This is a genomic window from Paenibacillus terrae (assembly GCF_000943545.1).
Taxonomy (GTDB): Bacteria; Bacillota; Bacilli; order Paenibacillales; family Paenibacillaceae; genus Paenibacillus; species Paenibacillus terrae_A.
The window spans coordinates 23,724-41,945 of record NZ_JTHP01000016.1; the positions used below are offsets into that span (position 1 = coordinate 23,724).

The 18,222-nt window shown below is 50.8% G+C and carries 15 protein-coding genes; all 15 read left to right on the forward strand.

The genetic code is table 11. The features are described 5' to 3' along the window. Positions 1-47: 47 nt before the first annotated feature. The 15 genes from mfd (at position 48) to tilS (ending at position 18,179) form a co-directional block, all read left to right on the forward strand. Positions 48-3,575: a transcription-repair coupling factor gene (mfd, locus tag QD47_RS10250; RefSeq protein WP_044646037.1), complete on the forward strand. Its 3,528-nt coding sequence runs from the start codon at positions 48-50 to the stop codon at positions 3,573-3,575. Next, complete coding sequence (locus tag QD47_RS10255) at positions 3,559-4,677, forward strand: peptidylprolyl isomerase (protein ID WP_044646038.1); 1,119 nt, start codon at positions 3,559-3,561, stop codon at positions 4,675-4,677. Before mfd ends, QD47_RS10255 begins: the two co-directional genes overlap by 17 nt. Positions 4,678-4,844: 167 nt before the next feature. Continuing rightward, positions 4,845-5,387 (forward strand): stage V sporulation protein T, encoded by a 543-nt coding sequence (gene spoVT / locus QD47_RS10260; RefSeq protein WP_044646039.1) that lies wholly within the window; start codon positions 4,845-4,847, stop codon positions 5,385-5,387. A gap of 142 nt (positions 5,388-5,529) precedes the next feature. After that, complete coding sequence (locus QD47_RS10265) at positions 5,530-7,335, forward strand: putative polysaccharide biosynthesis protein (RefSeq protein ID WP_044646040.1); 1,806 nt, start codon at positions 5,530-5,532, stop codon at positions 7,333-7,335. Between the two features lie 162 nt (positions 7,336-7,497). Then, the gene (gene yabN, locus QD47_RS10270) at positions 7,498-8,997 is read left to right on the forward strand and encodes a bifunctional methyltransferase/pyrophosphohydrolase YabN (RefSeq protein ID WP_044646073.1); all 1,500 of its coding nucleotides are present in this window, start codon (positions 7,498-7,500) and stop codon (positions 8,995-8,997) included. Between the two features lie 302 nt (positions 8,998-9,299). Then, the gene (locus QD47_RS10275) at positions 9,300-9,572 is read left to right on the forward strand and encodes an HU family DNA-binding protein (RefSeq protein ID WP_007428028.1); all 273 of its coding nucleotides are present in this window, start codon (positions 9,300-9,302) and stop codon (positions 9,570-9,572) included. Next, complete coding sequence (locus QD47_RS10280) at positions 9,572-9,850, forward strand: RNA-binding S4 domain-containing protein (RefSeq protein ID WP_014599342.1); 279 nt, start codon at positions 9,572-9,574, stop codon at positions 9,848-9,850. Before QD47_RS10275 ends, QD47_RS10280 begins: the two co-directional genes overlap by 1 nt. Positions 9,851-9,998: 148 nt before the next feature. After that, positions 9,999-10,283, forward strand: a complete 285-nt coding sequence (yabP, locus tag QD47_RS10285; protein WP_014279048.1) for a sporulation protein YabP — start codon at positions 9,999-10,001, stop codon at positions 10,281-10,283. Then, positions 10,280-10,858, forward strand: a complete 579-nt coding sequence (yabQ, locus tag QD47_RS10290) for a spore cortex biosynthesis protein YabQ (protein WP_044646041.1) — start codon at positions 10,280-10,282, stop codon at positions 10,856-10,858. Before yabP ends, yabQ begins: the two co-directional genes overlap by 4 nt. Before the next feature lie 4 nt (positions 10,859-10,862). Next, positions 10,863-11,192 (forward strand): FtsB family cell division protein, encoded by a 330-nt coding sequence (locus QD47_RS10295; RefSeq protein WP_044646042.1) that lies wholly within the window; start codon positions 10,863-10,865, stop codon positions 11,190-11,192. 123 nt (positions 11,193-11,315) lie between these two features. Further along, a complete protein-coding gene (locus QD47_RS10300; protein ID WP_025683065.1) occupies positions 11,316-11,843 on the forward strand; it encodes a S1 domain-containing RNA-binding protein in 528 nt (175 codons plus the stop codon). Positions 11,844-12,357: 514 nt separating this feature from the next. Next, positions 12,358-14,865, forward strand: a complete 2,508-nt coding sequence (spoIIE, locus tag QD47_RS10305) for a stage II sporulation protein E (protein ID WP_082067159.1) — start codon at positions 12,358-12,360, stop codon at positions 14,863-14,865. Between the two features lie 126 nt (positions 14,866-14,991). Further along, a complete protein-coding gene (locus QD47_RS10310) occupies positions 14,992-15,741 on the forward strand; it encodes a vWA domain-containing protein (protein ID WP_044646043.1) in 750 nt (249 codons plus the stop codon). Next, positions 15,725-16,666, forward strand: a complete 942-nt coding sequence (locus QD47_RS10315) for a protein kinase domain-containing protein (RefSeq protein ID WP_044646044.1) — start codon at positions 15,725-15,727, stop codon at positions 16,664-16,666. The genes QD47_RS10310 and QD47_RS10315 overlap by 17 nt, the downstream gene beginning before the upstream one ends. A gap of 64 nt (positions 16,667-16,730) precedes the next feature. Beyond that, complete coding sequence (gene tilS / locus QD47_RS10320) at positions 16,731-18,179, forward strand: tRNA lysidine(34) synthetase TilS (protein ID WP_044646045.1); 1,449 nt, start codon at positions 16,731-16,733, stop codon at positions 18,177-18,179. The last annotated feature ends 43 nt before the right edge of the window (positions 18,180-18,222 follow it).

Below are 18,222 nucleotides of genomic sequence, written 5' to 3' on the forward strand. Positions count from 1 at the left end.
GAATAAATTTACATGCAACTATTTATAAGCATAAAGGGGTGCCTTTTTTGTTACAAGCACTTATTCAGGCTTTTACCAAGGATGCTGATTATGCATCCATTGCAGCAGGTATTTCATCAGGCATGAAGGAACAGCTCATATCTGGTTTATCGGGCTCTTCCCGACAGGTACTGATGGCCGCGCTTGCCGAAGATACCGGACGACCGATCCTGGTCATGACGCACAACATGTTTGCCGCTCAAAAAATAGCAGATGATTTGCAGGAAGCGCTTCCTCCAGAACGGGTTTTGTTGTACCCCTCGAATGAGCTGGTAGCTGCTGAGGCCGCCATATCCAGCCCGGAGACGCTATCCCAACGAATTGAAGTATTGATACGATGCGCCCGGGGTTTTCGTGGGATTGTTGTCGTGCCGTTTTCTGGTGTCCGGCGTTTGCTGCCGCTTCCAGAGACATGGCGTGAAGCCCGAATCGAGCTGAAAGAAGGCGAAACGATCCAACTGGAGCCGTTTTTGCTGCATATGGTCGAGATGGGATACCAGCGGGTGGAGCGTGTAGAATCACGTGGAGAGATGAGTGTCCGTGGCGGGATTATCGATTTTTATCCGATGACAACCCGTTGGGGCTACCGCGTGGAGCTGTTCGATGATGAAATTGACTCCATCCGTATGTTCGACCCGCAAGATCAGCGTTCGGTGGAAAAGGTGCAGGAAGTTACCGTAACGCCGTGCAAGGAAGTCATAGCGGATAACGCTCGTATGGATCAGGCGGCAGATGCCGCAGCGATTCTGTTGGAGGAGCAGCTCGGCAAAATGACAGACCGTCAGGCCAAGCTGCATCTGAAAGAAGAGATTCACCGCGAAATTGAGCTGCTGCGTGAGCATGTGTATTTTGACGAAATCTATAAATATATCTCGCTGTTGTATCCCGAACGCAAAACCTTGGCAGATTACATGCCGGAAGACACCATTCTGATCATTGACGAGCCGGCGCGGATGCTGGAAACAGCCAAGCAGCTTGAACGGGATGAGTCCGAGTGGAATTTGCATTTGCTTCAAAACGGTAAAACGTTACCGCAGCTAGAGCTGTCGGATAACGCGGACAATCTGCTGTATAACCGGAGATTCCAGACGTTGTTCCTGTCGATCTTTCTCCGTCAGGTTCCGCATACACAGCCGCAAAATATTTTGAATTTCATCTGCCGGGGCATGCAGGATTTCCACGGTCAAATGAATGTGCTCAAGGCGGAAATGGATCGCTGGCGCAAGGCGGGCACACAGGTTATGATGCTGGCGAGTGGAGACGAGCGGCTGGATCGGATGCGCCGGGTGCTTCAGGATTACGGTATTGATGAGCCAACGATGGCTATCGGCAATTTGCAAAGCGGTTTTGAGATGCCATCTATTCATTTGGCGGTGATTACCGAGGGCGAAATGTTCTCGCAAAAGCAGCGCAAAGCACGCAAGCAGGGCCGCCATGTGGACAACGCAGAGCGGATTAAGAGCTATAGCGAGCTGAAGGTGGGCGACTATGTCGTACACCAGAATCACGGGATCGGGAAGTACATGGGGATCGGTACGCTGGAGGTTGGCGGTATCCATAAGGATTACATGCACATTCTCTATGCGGGCGGCGATAAGCTGTCTGTACCGATTGAGCAGATTGACCTAATTCAGAAGTATGTCGGCTCAGAGGACAAGGAACCTAAGATTTACAAGCTGGGCGGAAATGAATGGACACGAGTGAAGAGCAAGGTTCGCAGCTCGGTTCAGGACATTGCTGATGATTTGATCAAGCTGTATGCAGAACGGCAGTCAGCGCCGGGTTTTGCTTTTGAAAAGGATTCACCGGAACAGCAGGAATTTGAGGATATGTTCCCGTATGAAGAGACACGTGACCAGATTCGGGCAATTGAAGAGATCAAGAAGGACATGGAGCAGAGCCGTCCGATGGATCGTTTGCTATGCGGTGATGTGGGCTACGGCAAAACAGAGGTCGCCATTCGTGCTGCGTTTAAATCAGCCATTGAGGGCAAGCAGGTGGCCGTGTTAGTACCGACGACGATTTTGGCACAGCAGCATTATGAGACGTTCCGTGAGCGCTTTTCCGGGTATCCGTTCAACATTCAGGTGTTGAGCCGTTTCCGTTCGCGCAAGGAGCAGAATGAGACGATTAAAGGGGTTCGTCAGGGGACGATCGATATTGTCATTGGCACCCATCGCCTGCTGTCGCAGGATCTGGTGTTTAAGGATCTGGGGATGCTCATTGTCGATGAGGAACAGCGGTTTGGTGTGACGCATAAAGAAAAGCTGAAAAAGCTGAAAACGAATGTGGACGTGTTGACTTTAACGGCTACGCCTATTCCGCGTACGCTGCACATGTCTATGCTCGGGGTTCGCGATTTGTCGGTCATTGAGACACCGCCGGAAAATCGTTTTCCGGTGCAGACTTATGTTGTCGAGCACAGCCAAACGTTGGTGCGTGAGGCGATTGAACGCGAGATGGCACGTGGAGGACAGGTGTACTACCTGTATAATCGCGTACAGGGCATTCAGGAAATGGCTGCCGAGATCAATGCGCTTGTGCCGGATGCCAAGGTGGGCGTGGGTCACGGTCAGATGTCCGAATCCGAGCTGGAGAAGACTATTTTGGACTTCCTGGACGGTGAATACGATGTACTGGTCAGCACCAGCATTATTGAGACCGGGGTGGATATTCCGAATGTGAATACACTCATCGTGCATGATGCCGATAAAATGGGGCTGTCCCAGCTTTATCAGCTGCGTGGGCGTGTAGGCCGTTCCAACCGGATTGCCTATGCTTATTTTACGTACCAGCGGGATAAGGTGCTGACGGAAGTGGCAGAGAAGCGTCTTCAGTCGATCAAGGAGTTTACGGAGCTGGGCTCCGGGTTCAAGATCGCGATGCGCGATTTGTCGATTCGCGGAGCGGGGAATTTGCTCGGTGCAGAGCAGCACGGATTCATTGCATCCGTCGGTTTTGACCTTTACTCGCAAATGCTGGCTGAGGAAATTAATAAGCGCAAGGTTAGCGTACTTGGAGAAGAGGATCTGTCGAATCGAAATTGGAGTACGTCCATTGATTTGGGCGTGGATGCTTACCTGCCAGGAGATTATATTTACGACAGTATTCAGAAGATTGAGATTTATAAAAAGGTTGCAGCAGTCAGCACGTTTGACGAGGCAATGGAGCTGGAGGATGAGCTGGTTGACCGCTTTGGTGATTTGCCGGAGGCTGTGCGTCATTTGTTGGCTGTAGCCCGTCTCAAGGTATACGGACGCATGTATGGCATTGAGTCCATTGTCCAGCGGGATGACAACATCGTGTTGAAATTCCACGAAGGGCGCCAGCAGGCGGTACAGACCGCCAAACTTGCGGAGATTGGCAATCGCTTTGAAAGACGTGTACAATTTGAACAGGGCACTCCTATGAGCGCACGCATCAAAGGCAGAGGTCTGGATGATCCACAGATACTAGAGCTGCTGGAGCAATTTTTGAGTGCACTAAAAGATGCATTCACCTTGAAGGAGGAACTGCAAAATGTCACAACCAAATAAAAGAAAACCTTGGAGAATGCTATCGGTGGCCATTGCCGCGGTGCTGGCTATATCGGTGCTGGCAGCATGTACGAAGCAAGCCGAGGAGAGTAAGGTCAAGGACCAACCGAAGGACAGCAGTAAGGTTGTCGTGACCTACACTGGCGGAACCATTACGGAAAATGAGTTTAACCAGGAAATCAGTATGATGAAATTCCTGTATCCGGAATATGGAGCGATGCTTGCTTCGGATCAGGTGCGGGAGCAAATTGCCAAGCAAGAAGTGGTGTACAAGCTTTTGGCTGAAAAAGCAGACGATAAGTCCAAGGAACAGGGCGCCAAAGAAGGAACCGAACAACTGGAGCAGTATAAAAAGTCGGTTGGAGATGCTAAATTCAAGACATTTTTAAGTGATCAAAAACTGACTGAGCAGGGTGTGAAGGATTACTTTACCCGTGTGATGACGGTGATCAACAGTGAGACGAACAAAGTGACGGACGATCAGTTGAAACAGGAATTTGAGAAAAACAAAGATCAATTCACGACAGCAACCGTGCGCCATGTACTGATTAATTTTGAAGATCCAAAAACGAAGAAACAACGCAAGAAAGAAGATGCTCTCAAGCTGGCCAAAGAAGTGAAGGCGAAGCTGGATGGTGGAGCTGATTTTGCGACGATTGCCAAGAAATACTCAGAAGATCCGGGTTCGGCTTCCAATGGCGGTTTATATGAGAATGCATCCGTAGCTCAATGGGTGCCTGCATTCAAGGAAGCAGCCGAGAAGCAGCCGATCAATAAAATCGGAGATCCGGTGGAAACAGAATACGGATATCACATCATCAAGGTGGAATCCCGCAATGAGCCTACGTTTGATAAATTGAAGGACAACGAGAAGGCTGCTTTGAAAAACAAGTTGGCTGGTGAAAGTATTCAAAACTTTACCGAAAAAGATTTGGCCAATCTTAATTTGAAATTCAACCTGCCGAAGGTACCTGCTTCGCAAGAGAAAAGCGGCACCACACCGGGCGCTGGCAGCACAACTACGCCTGAGGGCACTACAAGTGGCACCACTGATACCAAAGCAGGAACAGCCAAGGACGGAGCTACAACCGAAGGTAAATAACTGAACATGCATAAGGAATTGGGAACAGATGAATACTATGGTCAGATATCACCATAAACACCATGACCGTGACGTTCTTCGTGACCGCTTCCGGGGGAGCGGAAGCGTCTTTCGATACCGTCAGTAGTTTACTAAATTCTTCTTGAGAAAGTGGGGCAACATGTGAAATGAAAGCTACTGGTATAGTTCGCCGTATTGATGATCTGGGGCGGGTAGTTATTCCTAAGGAAATTCGCCGCACCTTGAGAATTCGTGAAGGAGATCCGCTTGAAATTTTTGTGGATCGTGACGGAGAAGTCATTTTGAAAAAGTATTCACCTATCGGTGAACTTGGTGATTTCGCCAAAGAATACGCTGAGTCCCTGTTTGAAAGCACAGGCCATATTACGATGATTACCGACCGGGACACCATTATTACGGTGGCTGGAGGCTCCAAAAAAGAGTTTCTGGACAAGCCGATCGGCAGCATTATCGAAGGAAGTATGGATAATCGCAAAACGGTACTGGAAACAGCCAGCGGCTCCTATGAGCTGACAAGAGACCACGAAGAAACACTTTCGTCCTTTGTGGCGGCTCCCATTGTTTCGGGTGGTGATCCTATTGGTTCCGTTGTGTTGCTGAACAAGGACGAAAACGTGAAGATGGCCGAAATGGAGATCAAAATGGCTGAAACAGCCGCTGGTTTCCTCGGTAAACAAATGGAACAGTAATCCCCCGGTCCGACCCTGTAAGACGTACTGAATGGCGAAAGCCGTCTGTCGTCTTGCAGGGCTTTTTTTCTTTCCAGAGAAAGAGGCGGTATAATAGGACTCGTGAAGGATGCATATTTCAGGTAGGAGTGGGGAACGGACGATGCAGGAAAATCGCGCCGCTTCGCGGCTACTACGGGGTGCTGTCATTTTGACACTGGCGGCGGTAGCGAGCAAGCTGATCGGCACATTGCAAAAAATCCCGCTGCAAAATATCGGCGGTGACGGCGTTTTCGGTATTTATAATACGGTTTATCCTTTTTATACGCTGTTGATTACTATTGCCGCTGCTGGATTTCCGGCAGCGATATCCAAATTTGTAGCAGAATATGAGGCGGTGGGAAACCGGGCCGCAGGGCAACGTGTAGCCCGGTTGTCCTCCCTTGTATTGGGCATGTTTGGTGTGATTCTGGGCGTGCTGATGTATACGTGCGCACCGCTGATCGGTCAGTGGATCGACAATGCTCATGTTATTCCCTCGGTGAGGGCGGCGGCCTTTGCCTTTTTGTTCGTGCCGGTTATGGCGGGGCTAAGGGGATATTTTCAGGGCTTGCAAAATATGATCCCGACCGCTGTCTCCCAAGTGACGGAGCAGACGGTACGGGTGGGTGTGATGATCATGCTGTTGCTGCTTATGCTGTCGCAAGGAGCCGGACCCGATATGATTGCTGCCGGGGCTGTTTTTGGTTCTGCGGCTGGCGGGGCAGCGGGTCTGGTCGTCATGCTGCTATTCTGGCGCAACCACAGGAAGAAGCTCAGAAGGCAAGAGAGGCCGTCTGAGCAGGCTTTGCAGGCCGCTGGGAAGACAGAACAGATGGGCATACAGGAGACTGCGTCTGGAAATTTGGGCGTCATAGAGAGAACGACGGACGATTTGGTGAGTGGCAGTCGTGCTGTCGTATCAGGTGTGCTAGAGAGTGCATCCGGGACAGTGCAGGAGCGGGCTGGAAAAGCCCACCGGACGGAGAGTTATGGTACTTTGCTAAAGGCATTGCTTCGTTATGCCCTGCCTGTTTGCCTGGGAGCGCTGGCAGTTCCGCTGATTAGTTTGGTGGACACGTTTACGGTACCTCGCTTGTTAAAGCAGGAGGGTTTGGACGATACAGGAGTTATGGTGGCCTTTGGTGTCTATAACCGGGGTCTGCCGCTTGTACAGCTGGTGATGATGTTTGCCACCACGCTGTCGGCATTGTTCATTCCGTCGTTGGCGGAAGCCCGGGTAACGGGCGGTACGGAGCTGGCGCGCCGCCAGTGTGAGCAATCGCTGCGTTGGTTCTGGCTGTTGGGACTAGCCGCCGCGACAGGCTTAATTGTGCTGGCGGTGCCCGTCAATGTGATGCTGTACGCGGATGACACCGGTAGCGGAGTCATGCGCTGGATGGCGCTGACTGCCGTAGGCGGCACGCTCAGCATCATCTCGGCGGCGCTACTGCAAGGGCTGGGGGCAGTTCGCGCCCCAGCCGTGGCGATGCTCGCCGCAGCCGCAGCCAAAGCGCTGCTGAACTGGCTGCTCGTGCCGCAGCTGGGCACGGCTGGCGCAGCCATCGCGGGAGCCGCCGCCTATCTGCTGGCAGCGGCGATCAACATCGCGCTGCTCGCCCGCCTGGCGGGGCTGCGCTGGAGCTGGTCCGCCAGCGTGCTCAAGCCGGCGGCACTGCTTGTCGCCTTGGCCTGCGCAGCTGCGGCGGCGATGTGGGGCACCAGCGCAGCGCTGGGTGCCTTGGGGTGGGCCGCCGGAGGCCGTGCCACGGCGGTGGCGGAAAGCCTGCTGGGCGTAGCCGCAGGCGCCGTGGTGTTTGTGATCGGCCTCGCACGCTTGAGGCTGATCACAGAGGCGGAGCTTGCGGCGGTGCCCAAGCTCGGACGCCCGCTGGCAGCCGTGCTGCGCAGACTGCGCGTGCTGGCGTAGCCCGTAGCTATGCCGCTTGCGGTTGCGCGGTGGGGGTAGCCATTTTATGAGCCTGTATATACTTTGTGGTATAGTAGTGCCAAAGCAAAGGAAGCGGAAGCAGGCAACGCGCCGTATATTTACGAAGTGTGTGCTACGTTTCTGCGGAACGGAGGATTGGACATGAGCGCAATACTAACAGTCGTAGGATTAGGCTCGGGAGACCCGGATCAGCTTACGATAGGGATATTGAACAAAATGCGGGGCGCTTCGGCGCTGTATCTGCGGACGAAGGAGCACCCGGCAGTTAAGGTACTGGATGAGTTTGGAGTGGCCTTCGAGTCGTTTGACACCGTGTATGAGACCAAGGAATCTTTTCCAGAGGTATACGAGGAAATTACCAGTCAGTTGATAGCAGCGGCCGCTAAAGCTGCGGACGGAAGCGAAATCGTCTATGCGGTTCCGGGCCACCCGATGGTAGCGGAAGCGGCGGTGCAATTGCTCAAAGAGCGTTGTCCTGTGCAGGATATTCAACTGAACATCCTTGGCGGCGAAAGTTTTCTGGATGAAGCTTTTGTGCGTCTTGGTTTTGACCCGATTGAAGGTTTCCAGTTGTTGGACGCAGGTACGCTGGATGCGAGTTGGCTTCAACCTCAGTTGCACACGCTGATCGGACAGGTATATGATACGTTTACGGCTTCAGATGTGAAGCTGTGTTTAATGGAGCGCTATCCTGATGACTATGAGGTCTACGTAGGTCATGCGCTTGGCGTGGAGGGCGAGGAAGCGGTGCATAAAGTGCCACTGTACGAGCTGGATCGGGTGGAGGGCTACGGAAACCTGTCTCTGGTGTACATACCGCGTAGTGAGGATGATGCGCTGAAACGGCGTTCTTTTGACCGTCTGCATGAGATTGTTGATATTTTACGCAGTCCGGAAGGTTGTCCATGGGACCGGGAACAGACGCATCAGTCGATCCGCAAAAATCTGATCGAGGAAACCTATGAAGTCATCGAAACGATAGATGAGGACGATCCTGATCACATGAAGGAAGAGCTGGGCGATCTGCTGCTGCAAATTTTGCTGCATGCCCAGATGGAAGAAGAAGTTGGAGCCTTCAATGTGTATGATGTGATTCAAGGGCTGAATGACAAGCTCATTTTCCGCCATCCACACGTGTTTGGAGACAATCAGGCGAATGATGCGGAAGAGGCGCTGCAAAATTGGGAACAGATGAAAGCCGAGGAAAAGCGGATTAAAGGCATAGCTTCAGTACAGTCTTCCGTACTGGATGGTGTCCCGCGTGATTTGCCTGCGCTCATGAAGTCATACAAGCTCCAGAAAAAGGCGGCAAAAGTAGGCTTTAACTGGGATAACATTGAAGGTGTATTCGACAAATTGGACGAAGAAGTGGCTGAGCTGAAGGAAGCGGTCCGCGAGGGACATTCCTTGGAGGCGCAGTTGCTGGAGTTGGGCGACGTGCTATTTGTTGCCGTGAATGCAGCCCGTTTTATGGGAGTTGATCCGGAAGAGGCGCTGTCGGCCACCAACCGCAAATTTGTCGACCGATTCCAGTATATTGAGGAACGATTACGCGAGCAGGGACGACGTCCCGAGGACAGCAGCGTAGATGAGATGGAGACGTACTGGCAGGAAGCGAAAAAGACTCTTGGCAGACACTAGGCCGTAAAGTCTGAAAATCCCCTTGTGAAGCGTGTCGGTTTGAGGAGACTTGCCAATGGGGAGGCTTTTGTAGTAGGATGTTGGCTTAACTGGGGTCGAATTAAAAAACGACTGCTATTGCAGGATTTTTAAGGCCAAGCCAGAATAACTTGTAGTAATTCTGAAAATAACTGTTTTCTACGGGCAACCGTATTCCAGTTGTGTTCAGAGCGGCTTCGGCCGCAGTTTGACCTCACGTCTGCCCCATTTCATGGACATGCAGCGTGATGATTATTTTTTGATATTTGGGAGGCTTTTAACTTATGAACAAGACAGATCTGATCAACAATATTTCCAGCAAAAGCGGTTTGAGCAAACGTGACGTTGAAGCTGTATTGAATGGCGTTCTTGGTGAAATTACAGATGCACTCGCCAGCGGCGACAAAGTGCAACTGATCGGCTTTGGTACTTTTGAAACGCGCAAGCGTTCCAGCCGTACAGGCCGCAATCCACAAACCGGCAACACGATTGAAATTCCAGAATCGACCGTTCCTGCTTTTAAAGCCGGTAATAAGCTTAAAGAAGCCGTTAACTAATGCGTCTTGATAAATTCTTGAAAGTCTCGCGGCTGATTAAGCGGCGTACGGTAGCCAAGGACGTCTCCGAACAAGGGAGAGTCGTGGTGAACGGACGCGAAGCCAAGCCGAGCAGTGCGGTCAAAGTGGGCGATGAAATCACCGTCCAGTTTGGCCAGAAGCTGGTGACTGTGCGAGTGGAACGGCTCGCCGACACTACACGCAAGGACGAGGCTGCAAGTATGTACACTTTAGTGAAGGAAGAGCCCATTGCCAGAGACAATGGTTTGAACTGGTAACTGGAATCTAACTTTCTAATATGCTGTACATTAAAGCATCCCTTCATATTCTCATGAAGGGGTGCTTTTTCTTATGCAGTTTCTTTCGTGCAGTTCTAAATCCTGTTGTCCCCTTCATAAGCTAAGAACAGAAGGAGGGGTACATGCCATGATTGAACAAGGGAAGCCCAAACACCATGACCTGCGCATGCAAAGCCGAAAGCAGCTCGACATTTCAGGCGTCAGCAATGTGGAGAGCTTTGACAGTGAAGAGTTTCTGCTTCAGACCGAGCTGGGTCATCTCACCATTCGCGGACAGCATTTACATATCAAAAATCTCAGTCTGGAAGAGGGGCTGCTGTCCATTGAAGGTCTGATTACTTCCCTCGTCTACCTGGAGCCCGGGGCCCCGGCCAAAAACGGAAAAAGCCTATTCGGCAAGCTCTTCAAATGAACCCTCACACACAATGGCTGACATTGACGTGGATGCTGCTGTCGGGCATAGCAATGGGAGTGGTGTTCGACAGCTACCGGGTGCTGTCCATCCGCTTTCATTTTGCCCGTTGGAGCATTCATATGTTGGACGTGCTGTATTGGGTGGCCTCGGCCCTGTTTATTTTCCGTGTGCTGTACGCGAGTAATCGCGGTGAGCTGCGGTTTTATGTCTTTTTAGGACTACTTTTGGGGGTTTGGCTCTATTTTTGGGCCTTTAGTGTTACAACCCAACGTTTTGTGGTAATGTTATTAAAGATAGTCCGCAGACTGACGTTGATCGTGAACAGCATACTGCGCATCCTGATTGTTCATCCGGTGTTGGCGCTGTATCGGCTGGTACGCAAGCTGGTCCGATGGACATGGGCACTTATTGTGTTCCTGGGAAGGATGCTGATATACATCTTGATGCCGGTTTGGAAGCCGCTCGTCTGGCTGATCGGTCCGCTTAAAGCGCGCTGGAGGACTCCAGAATTGCTTGTAAAGCTCGGCATCAGACTGAAAAACACAGCAAAAAGATGGTTTGGAAGGAGGTAGTATCATGCGTAATTCGTCTGTAGATCGCCATTCATCTCCTACGTCCAAGTCCAACGCGGGCGGGCGCAGGCGAATCATGATTTGGTTGCTATCGCTTGCCGCCTTTGGTAGTTGGGCTATTTTTACCTTTTTTTCTCAAGGTATGATTATGGCCGATCGAAGTGAACAGCTCACCCAGAAGGAAAAACAGAAGCAAGCTGCTACACAAACGGAACAACAGCTCCAAACTGAAGTGAATCGTCTCAAGGATCCCGAGTATATCGGAGAAATTGCCAGAAGCAAGTACGGTCTTTACAAACCGGAAGAGACGCCGATCATCGGGGAGCAGAAATAGGCGCATCATTGGGTCAATGCTTAGTTGACCTTGGTTCCGCCATTTTGTATAATCAAATCACCACAGCGGGATTTTTTTGCAAAAAAATCGGTTGTATATTTTAAGGGAGGATCATTTTATTCTATGGCAATTGAAGTGGGCACCAAGTTAGAGGGCAAAGTGACAGGCATCACGCATTTTGGAGCATTTGTGGATTTGTCTGGAGGTGTCACGGGTCTCGTTCACATCTCGGAAATCGCCGATAACTACGTTAAGGATGTTAACGATCACCTGAAGATTAATGATGTCGTGACGGTGAAAGTCATTAATGTTGACAAAGACGGCAAAATCGGACTTTCCATTAAGCAAACGATTGACAAGCCGGCAAGTGAAGCCCGTCCGCCAAGAGCTCCAAGACCGGAGCGCACAGGAGGACCAGGCGGAGGCGACCGTTTCGGCGGTGGAGGTTCAGGTCCAAGTCAAGGACGCGGTGGTGGCGGTGGCGGTGGTTTCAACCGCGATCGTGGAGGCCGTTCGTTCAAGCCTGCACCGGGTAAACCTTCATTTGAGGATAAAATGTCACGCTTCCTAAAAGATAGTGAGGAACGCATTTCGTCGCTGAAAAAGAACACCGAAGGTAAACGCGGAGGACGCGGCGCGAAGCGTGTTTAATTCACTTTGACAACCGTATCAACCATACACGGAAAACCGTACAGTCGAAAGACTGCTACGGTTTTTTTGCGTTATGCCGACAATAGCTGAAATATATGAAGAGCTATGGGAGCGTGGGAGATCCATCCGACTGTAATCTTGCATGCGTTTTATGATATTCAAGATTTGTTGAAGAAAAAGCAGGGCGATCAAGCTGAAAAGTGGACGTTTTTTTTGTCGTGTGGATATAATCGTCCGACAAACTCCAACGGTTTTCCGTCTATCTTCTGTGCAAATCGCTAGTCTAAGCGAAGGTGTGGGCGACAGGAAGGGGCTTTGTAGGGAGAGGGCGCTCGTAATTACCATACGCTTCCAAGCGGACGTAGCTTGGCATTGAGGCCGATGCTCTGTGCTTTCGCGCAGAACGTTTTTTTGTCGGAAATTTCTTGGAATAAGACGTGAGGTTCTGACAAACTTTCTCAATCGTTCCGGTTTAAGATGGGAACATCAAATTGATGAATGGGGTGCCTGACGCATGATGGAGAAATGGAACGTGGTACATTTTCCAGGGTTGAAATCCAGAAAGTCCAAATCTAAAGAACGTACGGAAGGTTGGTCTTCCAGACTCAAGAAGCGGCTGGATTCACATAAAGCAGTGCAATGGGTAACGGCGCAAAGATGGATGCTGCTATTGTCTGCTATGGGATTTTTACTGGGACGCGCCACCATTTTGGACGAGCTATCCCCTTTTGCTCTCGCTTATTTTGCAGTCATCATGTTCCTGCGGCGTGATCTGATGCTGCCTGTAGCTGTATCGGTCGTGTTGGGCAGTCTGCTTGCCCCTTATCCATCCTTATTCATGATTGGTGGCGAGCTGCTCGTATTCTATCTCCTGTATCGCGGGCTACGAACCTTTGATCGGCTGGAATTATCTTATGCCCCGCTTATGGTTTTCCTGTCTGTGTTTATGGTCAATTTATTTTACGCTGTGATGGCCCCGTCCTTCACCTGGTATGACCTTGTCATCGTGGGGACGGATGCGGTTCTCAGTTTTATGCTGACACTCGTTTTTACGCAGGCCATTCCATTGTTTACGTATCGCAAAAAGACAAGCCAGCTCAAAAATGAGGAAATTTTGTGTCTGATCATTTTACTGGCCTCTGTGATGACGGGAGCGGTAGGATGGACGATTCACTCACTGTCTGTTGATCATGTGCTATCTCGCTATTTGGTCTTGGTGTTCGCCTTGGTGGGGGGCGCTTCGCTAGGTGCTTCCGTCGGTGTGATTACCGGTTTAATTTTAAGCTTGGCCAATATGTCTGCGATTGTGCAGATGAGTTTGCTCGCTTTTGCCGGTTTGCTGGCAGGGATGCTGCGTGAAGGGCGAAAAGGCGCAGTGGCGCTCGGGATGTTGCTAGGTTCCTCGATTTTGACAATCTATTTGGACGGAACCGGGGATGTGCTAACATCGACCTGGGAGAGCTGCGCGGCGATTCTATTATTCTTAATGACCCCAAAAAGCTTCTTTAAAGCGGTTTCTACCTATGTTCCTGGTACGCAGGACCACGCTAAATCCCAGCATGAGTATGCCAAAAGGGTCCGTGATCTCACTGCCGAGCGGGTGACGAAATTTTCCCGCGTATTCAGTCAGCTATCCCGCAGCTTTCACCAGATATCTGCGAGTGAGAGCGCGAAGCCGGAAGGTGAAATCGAGCATTTTATGAACGCTGTGGCGGAGGGAACGTGTGCCTCCTGCTTCAAGTGCGAGCAGTGCTGGGACGGCAAGTTTATGCAAACCCATCAGTATATGACGGAAATGATGAGTGCTATTGAGGATAATCCGAATTTGATGCCGGAGCAGATGCCGCCGCAGTGGAGCAAGGCATGCGCCAAGACGGGCGCGGTGCTGCAAGTGATGAAGCAGCAGTATAGCCTCTACCAGCATAATATGCAGTGGAAACGCCAAGTATACGACAGTCGTCAGCTTGTTGCTGATCAGCTATCTGGCGTATCGCAGATTATGGAGGATTTGGCGCGGGAAATTCAGCGGGAAGGGCAAACCATGCATCGGCAGGAGGAACAAATACGAGAGGCGCTTGATCGGCTGGGCTTATCCATACAATCTATTGAGATTATTAATCTGGATGCGGGCCAAGTAGAAATTGAGATTGTCCATGCTTATACAAGGGGATTTGACGAATGCCGGAAAATCATTGCTCCACTGCTGTCGGACATATTGGACGAGCATATTGCTGTGATGCGCGAAACGGCGGCAGATCGCCGCCAGGGGTTGGCTACAGTCATGTTTGGCTCCGCCAAAACATATGAAATTGCCACAGGAGTAGCAAGTGCTGCCAAAGGAGGGGATTTTTTCTCGGGAGACAGCTACAGCATGATGGAGCTGGGGAACGGGACCTTTGCAGTCTCCTTGAGCGATGGTATGGGCAACGGAGAGCGGGCGCAGCAAGAGAGCAGCGCGGCGCTTAATATTTTGGAGGAATTACTGCAATCCGGCATGGATGAGAAGCTGGCGATCAAGTCGGTCAACTCTGTTCTGATGCTGAGATCACCCGAGGAGATGTATGCTACGGTCGATATGGCGCTGATTGATCAGTATACGGCCCGGACGACATTCATGAAGATTGGGTCAACGCCGAGCTTTATTAAAAGAGGGGAGGAGGTCATTCCCGTATCTGCCAGTAATTTGCCGATTGGCATTATACAGGATATTGAAATTGATTTGGTGTCGCTTCAATTACAGCCGGGTGATATTTTGATCATGATCACAGATGGTATATACGACTCGCCGGGTTATGCGGTAAACAAGGAAATATGGATGAAGCGCATGATCCAGGAAATTGAAAGCGATGACCCGCAGCAGTTGGCCGACTGTCTATTGGAACGAGTTATTCGCTACCAGCAAAATCAAATCTATGATGACATGACGGTAGTTGTTAGCAAAATAGATCATTTCCGCCCAGAATGGGCCACGCTTCATGTACCGGGTATGAGCTGGATGGAGCGCCCGCGTACGGTTAGCTGAATAGACATTGCCCGGGAAATTCCACTTCCTTTTTAAAAATCCGCGTTCTTCGTTTGAATCGTTCCAGATTCGGCAAAGATAGAATCTATCGGAATAGATTACGAGGAAGCGGGAGGTCAAAAAGCTATGAAGCAAATTTTGATCATTACAGACGGATGCTCTAATGTGGGTGTCAGTCCAGTCATGGCGGCGGCTCAGGCTTTACAGGAAGGCATTACGGTGAACGTAGCCGGAGTCATAGATTATGGGACGATTGGCGAGCTTGGAAGTACGGAGATTCAGGAAATCGCTAAAGCGGGAGGAGGTTTCAGCCAAATCGTAGGCACGAAGCATTTGGCACAGACCATGCAGATGATGACCCGTAAAACAGTGGTTCAAACGATTCAGCAGGCGGTTAATAGAGAGTTAACGCATATTTTGGGTGAGGGGGGCGCTCGACATATCGGTGAACTGCCGCCGGCCAAACGGGCCCAGGTGGTTGAGGTGATGGATGAACTGACAGAAACCAGCGCTTTGGAAATTGCTTTGCTCATTGATGCCAGTGCGAGTATGAAGCCCAAGCTGCCTGCCGTAGAAGACAGTATTCGGGATTTGCTGCTCAGTTTACAGTCCAGAAGCGGACCTAGCCGTATTTCTGTCTTTCATTTTCCTGGGGGACGGATGGGTGAAGATGCGGTTATGGATATGGGTTGGACCTCTGAACTTAGCCAGGTTAAGTCGATATTCGGCCGTTTGCGGATGAAGGGGGCGACGCCAACGGGTCCAGCCATTTTACAAGTGATTGATTATTACCGATATGTTACACTAGGGGAACAGAAAGATATGGTAGAATCCTATGGCAAAGGAGAAGGGATGCTCGGTGACTACGTCGTCTGATCCCGTTCTTGCACCCGGAACGGTCATCAAGGGCAAGTGGAAGCGGAGCAGCTATGTCATTCAGCGTCTGCTGGGCCGTGGGGCGAACGGAACTGTATATTTAGTAAAAGAGGCACAGGCAGATCGACAATTTGCTCTGAAAATGGGGAAGAACACGCTTGATCTGCAATCGGAGATTAACGTGCTGACCACATTGCAGTCGCAGGGAACCCAATCTGCTCTCCAGCAAAACGGACATCCATCCTTTTTGTTCGAGGTGGACGATGTATCCTTGCGTAGCGGTGGGGAGATACCCTTTTATGTCATGCGATACGTCAAGGGAGATCCGCTTCACCGTTTTGTGGCGCTCAAGGGAGCGGAATGGTATGGTGTGGCTGGAACTGGCATATTGAATCGTTTGGCTGATCTGCATCAGGCAGGATGGGTATTTGGCGATTTGAAGCCTCAAAATATTTTGGTCAATGCCTATGGAGAAGCCGAGTTGATTGATTATGGCGGGGTGTCCCTTGCGGGACGGAGCGTCAAGCAGTTTACAGAATGGTATGACAGGGGATTCTGGAATGCGGGCAGTCGAAATGCCGATTCTCAGTATGATCTGTTTGCCTTCGCCCTTCTGACTATTCATATATTGGAGGGCGAATCGTTAAAAGTAGCGGCGGGCAGGCTACCACAGCTGCGTAATACGGCGGAATTAACCATCATCATTCGTCGTAGCCGTGTATTACGACCCTATGCCGAATGGCTGATGGGTGCAGTGCGTGGAGAATATCCCGATACCCGTGTGGCGGCTCGTTCCTGGTCGCGTCTGGCTGCTGCGCATGTCAGGCAATCGTCCGTGAAAAGAGGAACTCCACGCTGGCTGGGATATGCTTTCACTCTCTCGCTTTTGCTGCTTGCCGGAGCGCTCTGGATTGCGCTAAGGTAGCGGCAGGACTTACATAAGATAAAGATGATCATCATTTTTCGGTCGGCAGAAAAGAGGGTCGTGAATGGGAACAACAAAACCGACCGGTGTTGTACAGGAAGTGCTCGCCCTCGCGCGGGATCATTCGCTGTGGAGCCCCGGAGACCGCATTGTGGTTGCTGTATCCGGCGGGCCGGATTCGGTGGCCCTTTTGCACATTTTACATGAAATATCCGTTGTACATATGCCTTTGCAGTTGATCTGTGCTCACGTCCATCATGGCTTCAGGCCGGAGGAATCGGATGCGGAGGCTGAAGAGGTACGCCACATGGCCCGGAAACTTGAGGTGCCGTTTGAAATGATTCGCGTTGACGTGCCCGCTTATATGAAGGAGAGCGGCAAGGGACCGCAGGAAGCGGCTCGCGAGCTGCGCTATGCCTTTTTGCATGATACGGCTGCAAAGTGGGCGGCACAGCATATTGCGATGGCTCATCATGGAGATGATCAGGCCGAAACCGTTCTTCTACACTTGCTGCGCGGTAGTGGCCCGGCGGGTCTGGCAGGTATGCGGCTGACACGCAAGGAAAAAAATGTGCAACTCATTCGCCCGTTGCTTCGTATGTACAAGGCTGACCTGATTGAGTTTTGCAAGTTTCATGACCTTTCCTATGTAACGGATAGCAGTAATTTATCATCGAAATACCGCCGCAACTCCATTCGTATGGATGTGCTTCCTTTTTTGGGGCAATATAATGAGCAACTGACACCTTCTCTAAATCGGCTGGCTGAAACCATGGCTGACGAAAATGATTTTATGGAGGCATCCACGCTGGCGGTATATGAGGAATTGGTGCACATAGATAACAGCAGGTATATGTTTTCCATCGTTTCCTATCGTAAGCTATCCGTTGCTTTACAACGGAGGTTGATTAAACTAATATTAAATTATCTGCCTTCGGACAGTGAAAATTTAGATTTTCGTAAAATTGAGACCGTTCGACTGAGACTTCTCCAGGAACGACCATCCACGTGGAGTCTGGACTTGGGCGGTGGTGCAGTTGGAGTCCGCGAATATGACCAAGCGGTTTTGTTTGACCGTACGCAAGGCGTTATGGGCGAATGGTGCTATGGACTGGACGTATTGCCTATTTCCGGTGAGCTTGAATTGCCTGAGGCGGGGGGGATACTTCGGTGGCGAAGAACTTCCTATTCGGATGGGCAAAATCCGGCGAATGAGGAGGAAGCGTGCTTCGACGCAGATGAATTGGTCTTGCCGTTGACAGTACGCTCGCGATTACCTGGAGATACCATGTATGTAATGGGATTAAACGGAAGAAAAAAGGTTAAAGATATTTTCATTGATGAAAAAATACCTCCTTCGCTGCGTCCCGTTATTCCCGTCGTCTGCGACCGTTCCGGGGCTATTCTCTGGATTCCGGGCGTGCGGCGTTCTGTACATGCCGCGGTGCAAAAGCACACGTCTTCGGTTATATACATGTCATGGCAAAGACAGGAGAGTCCAGGGCATCGGTAATTGCGCAGGAACGGCTTTCATAGTATAAACTTAGGGGGTTTAC

Coding starts and splice junctions, on each gene's coding strand:
- QD47_RS10255 (WP_044646038.1), top strand. CDS start 3,559: ATGTCACAACCAAATAAAAGAAAACCTTGGAGAATGCTATCGGTGGCC.
- spoVT (WP_044646039.1), top strand. CDS start 4,845: ATGAAAGCTACTGGTATAGTTCGCCGTATTGATGATCTGGGGCGGGTA.
- QD47_RS10265 (WP_044646040.1), top strand. CDS start 5,530: ATGCAGGAAAATCGCGCCGCTTCGCGGCTACTACGGGGTGCTGTCATT.
- yabN (WP_044646073.1), top strand. CDS start 7,498: ATGAGCGCAATACTAACAGTCGTAGGATTAGGCTCGGGAGACCCGGAT.
- QD47_RS10275 (WP_007428028.1), top strand. CDS start 9,300: ATGAACAAGACAGATCTGATCAACAATATTTCCAGCAAAAGCGGTTTG.
- QD47_RS10280 (WP_014599342.1), top strand. CDS start 9,572: ATGCGTCTTGATAAATTCTTGAAAGTCTCGCGGCTGATTAAGCGGCGT.
- yabP (WP_014279048.1), top strand. CDS start 9,999: ATGATTGAACAAGGGAAGCCCAAACACCATGACCTGCGCATGCAAAGC.
- yabQ (WP_044646041.1), top strand. CDS start 10,280: ATGAACCCTCACACACAATGGCTGACATTGACGTGGATGCTGCTGTCG.
- QD47_RS10295 (WP_044646042.1), top strand. CDS start 10,863: ATGCGTAATTCGTCTGTAGATCGCCATTCATCTCCTACGTCCAAGTCC.
- QD47_RS10300 (WP_025683065.1), top strand. CDS start 11,316: ATGGCAATTGAAGTGGGCACCAAGTTAGAGGGCAAAGTGACAGGCATC.
- spoIIE (WP_082067159.1), top strand. CDS start 12,358: ATGATGGAGAAATGGAACGTGGTACATTTTCCAGGGTTGAAATCCAGA.
- QD47_RS10310 (WP_044646043.1), top strand. CDS start 14,992: ATGAAGCAAATTTTGATCATTACAGACGGATGCTCTAATGTGGGTGTC.
- tilS (WP_044646045.1), top strand. CDS start 16,731: ATGGGAACAACAAAACCGACCGGTGTTGTACAGGAAGTGCTCGCCCTC.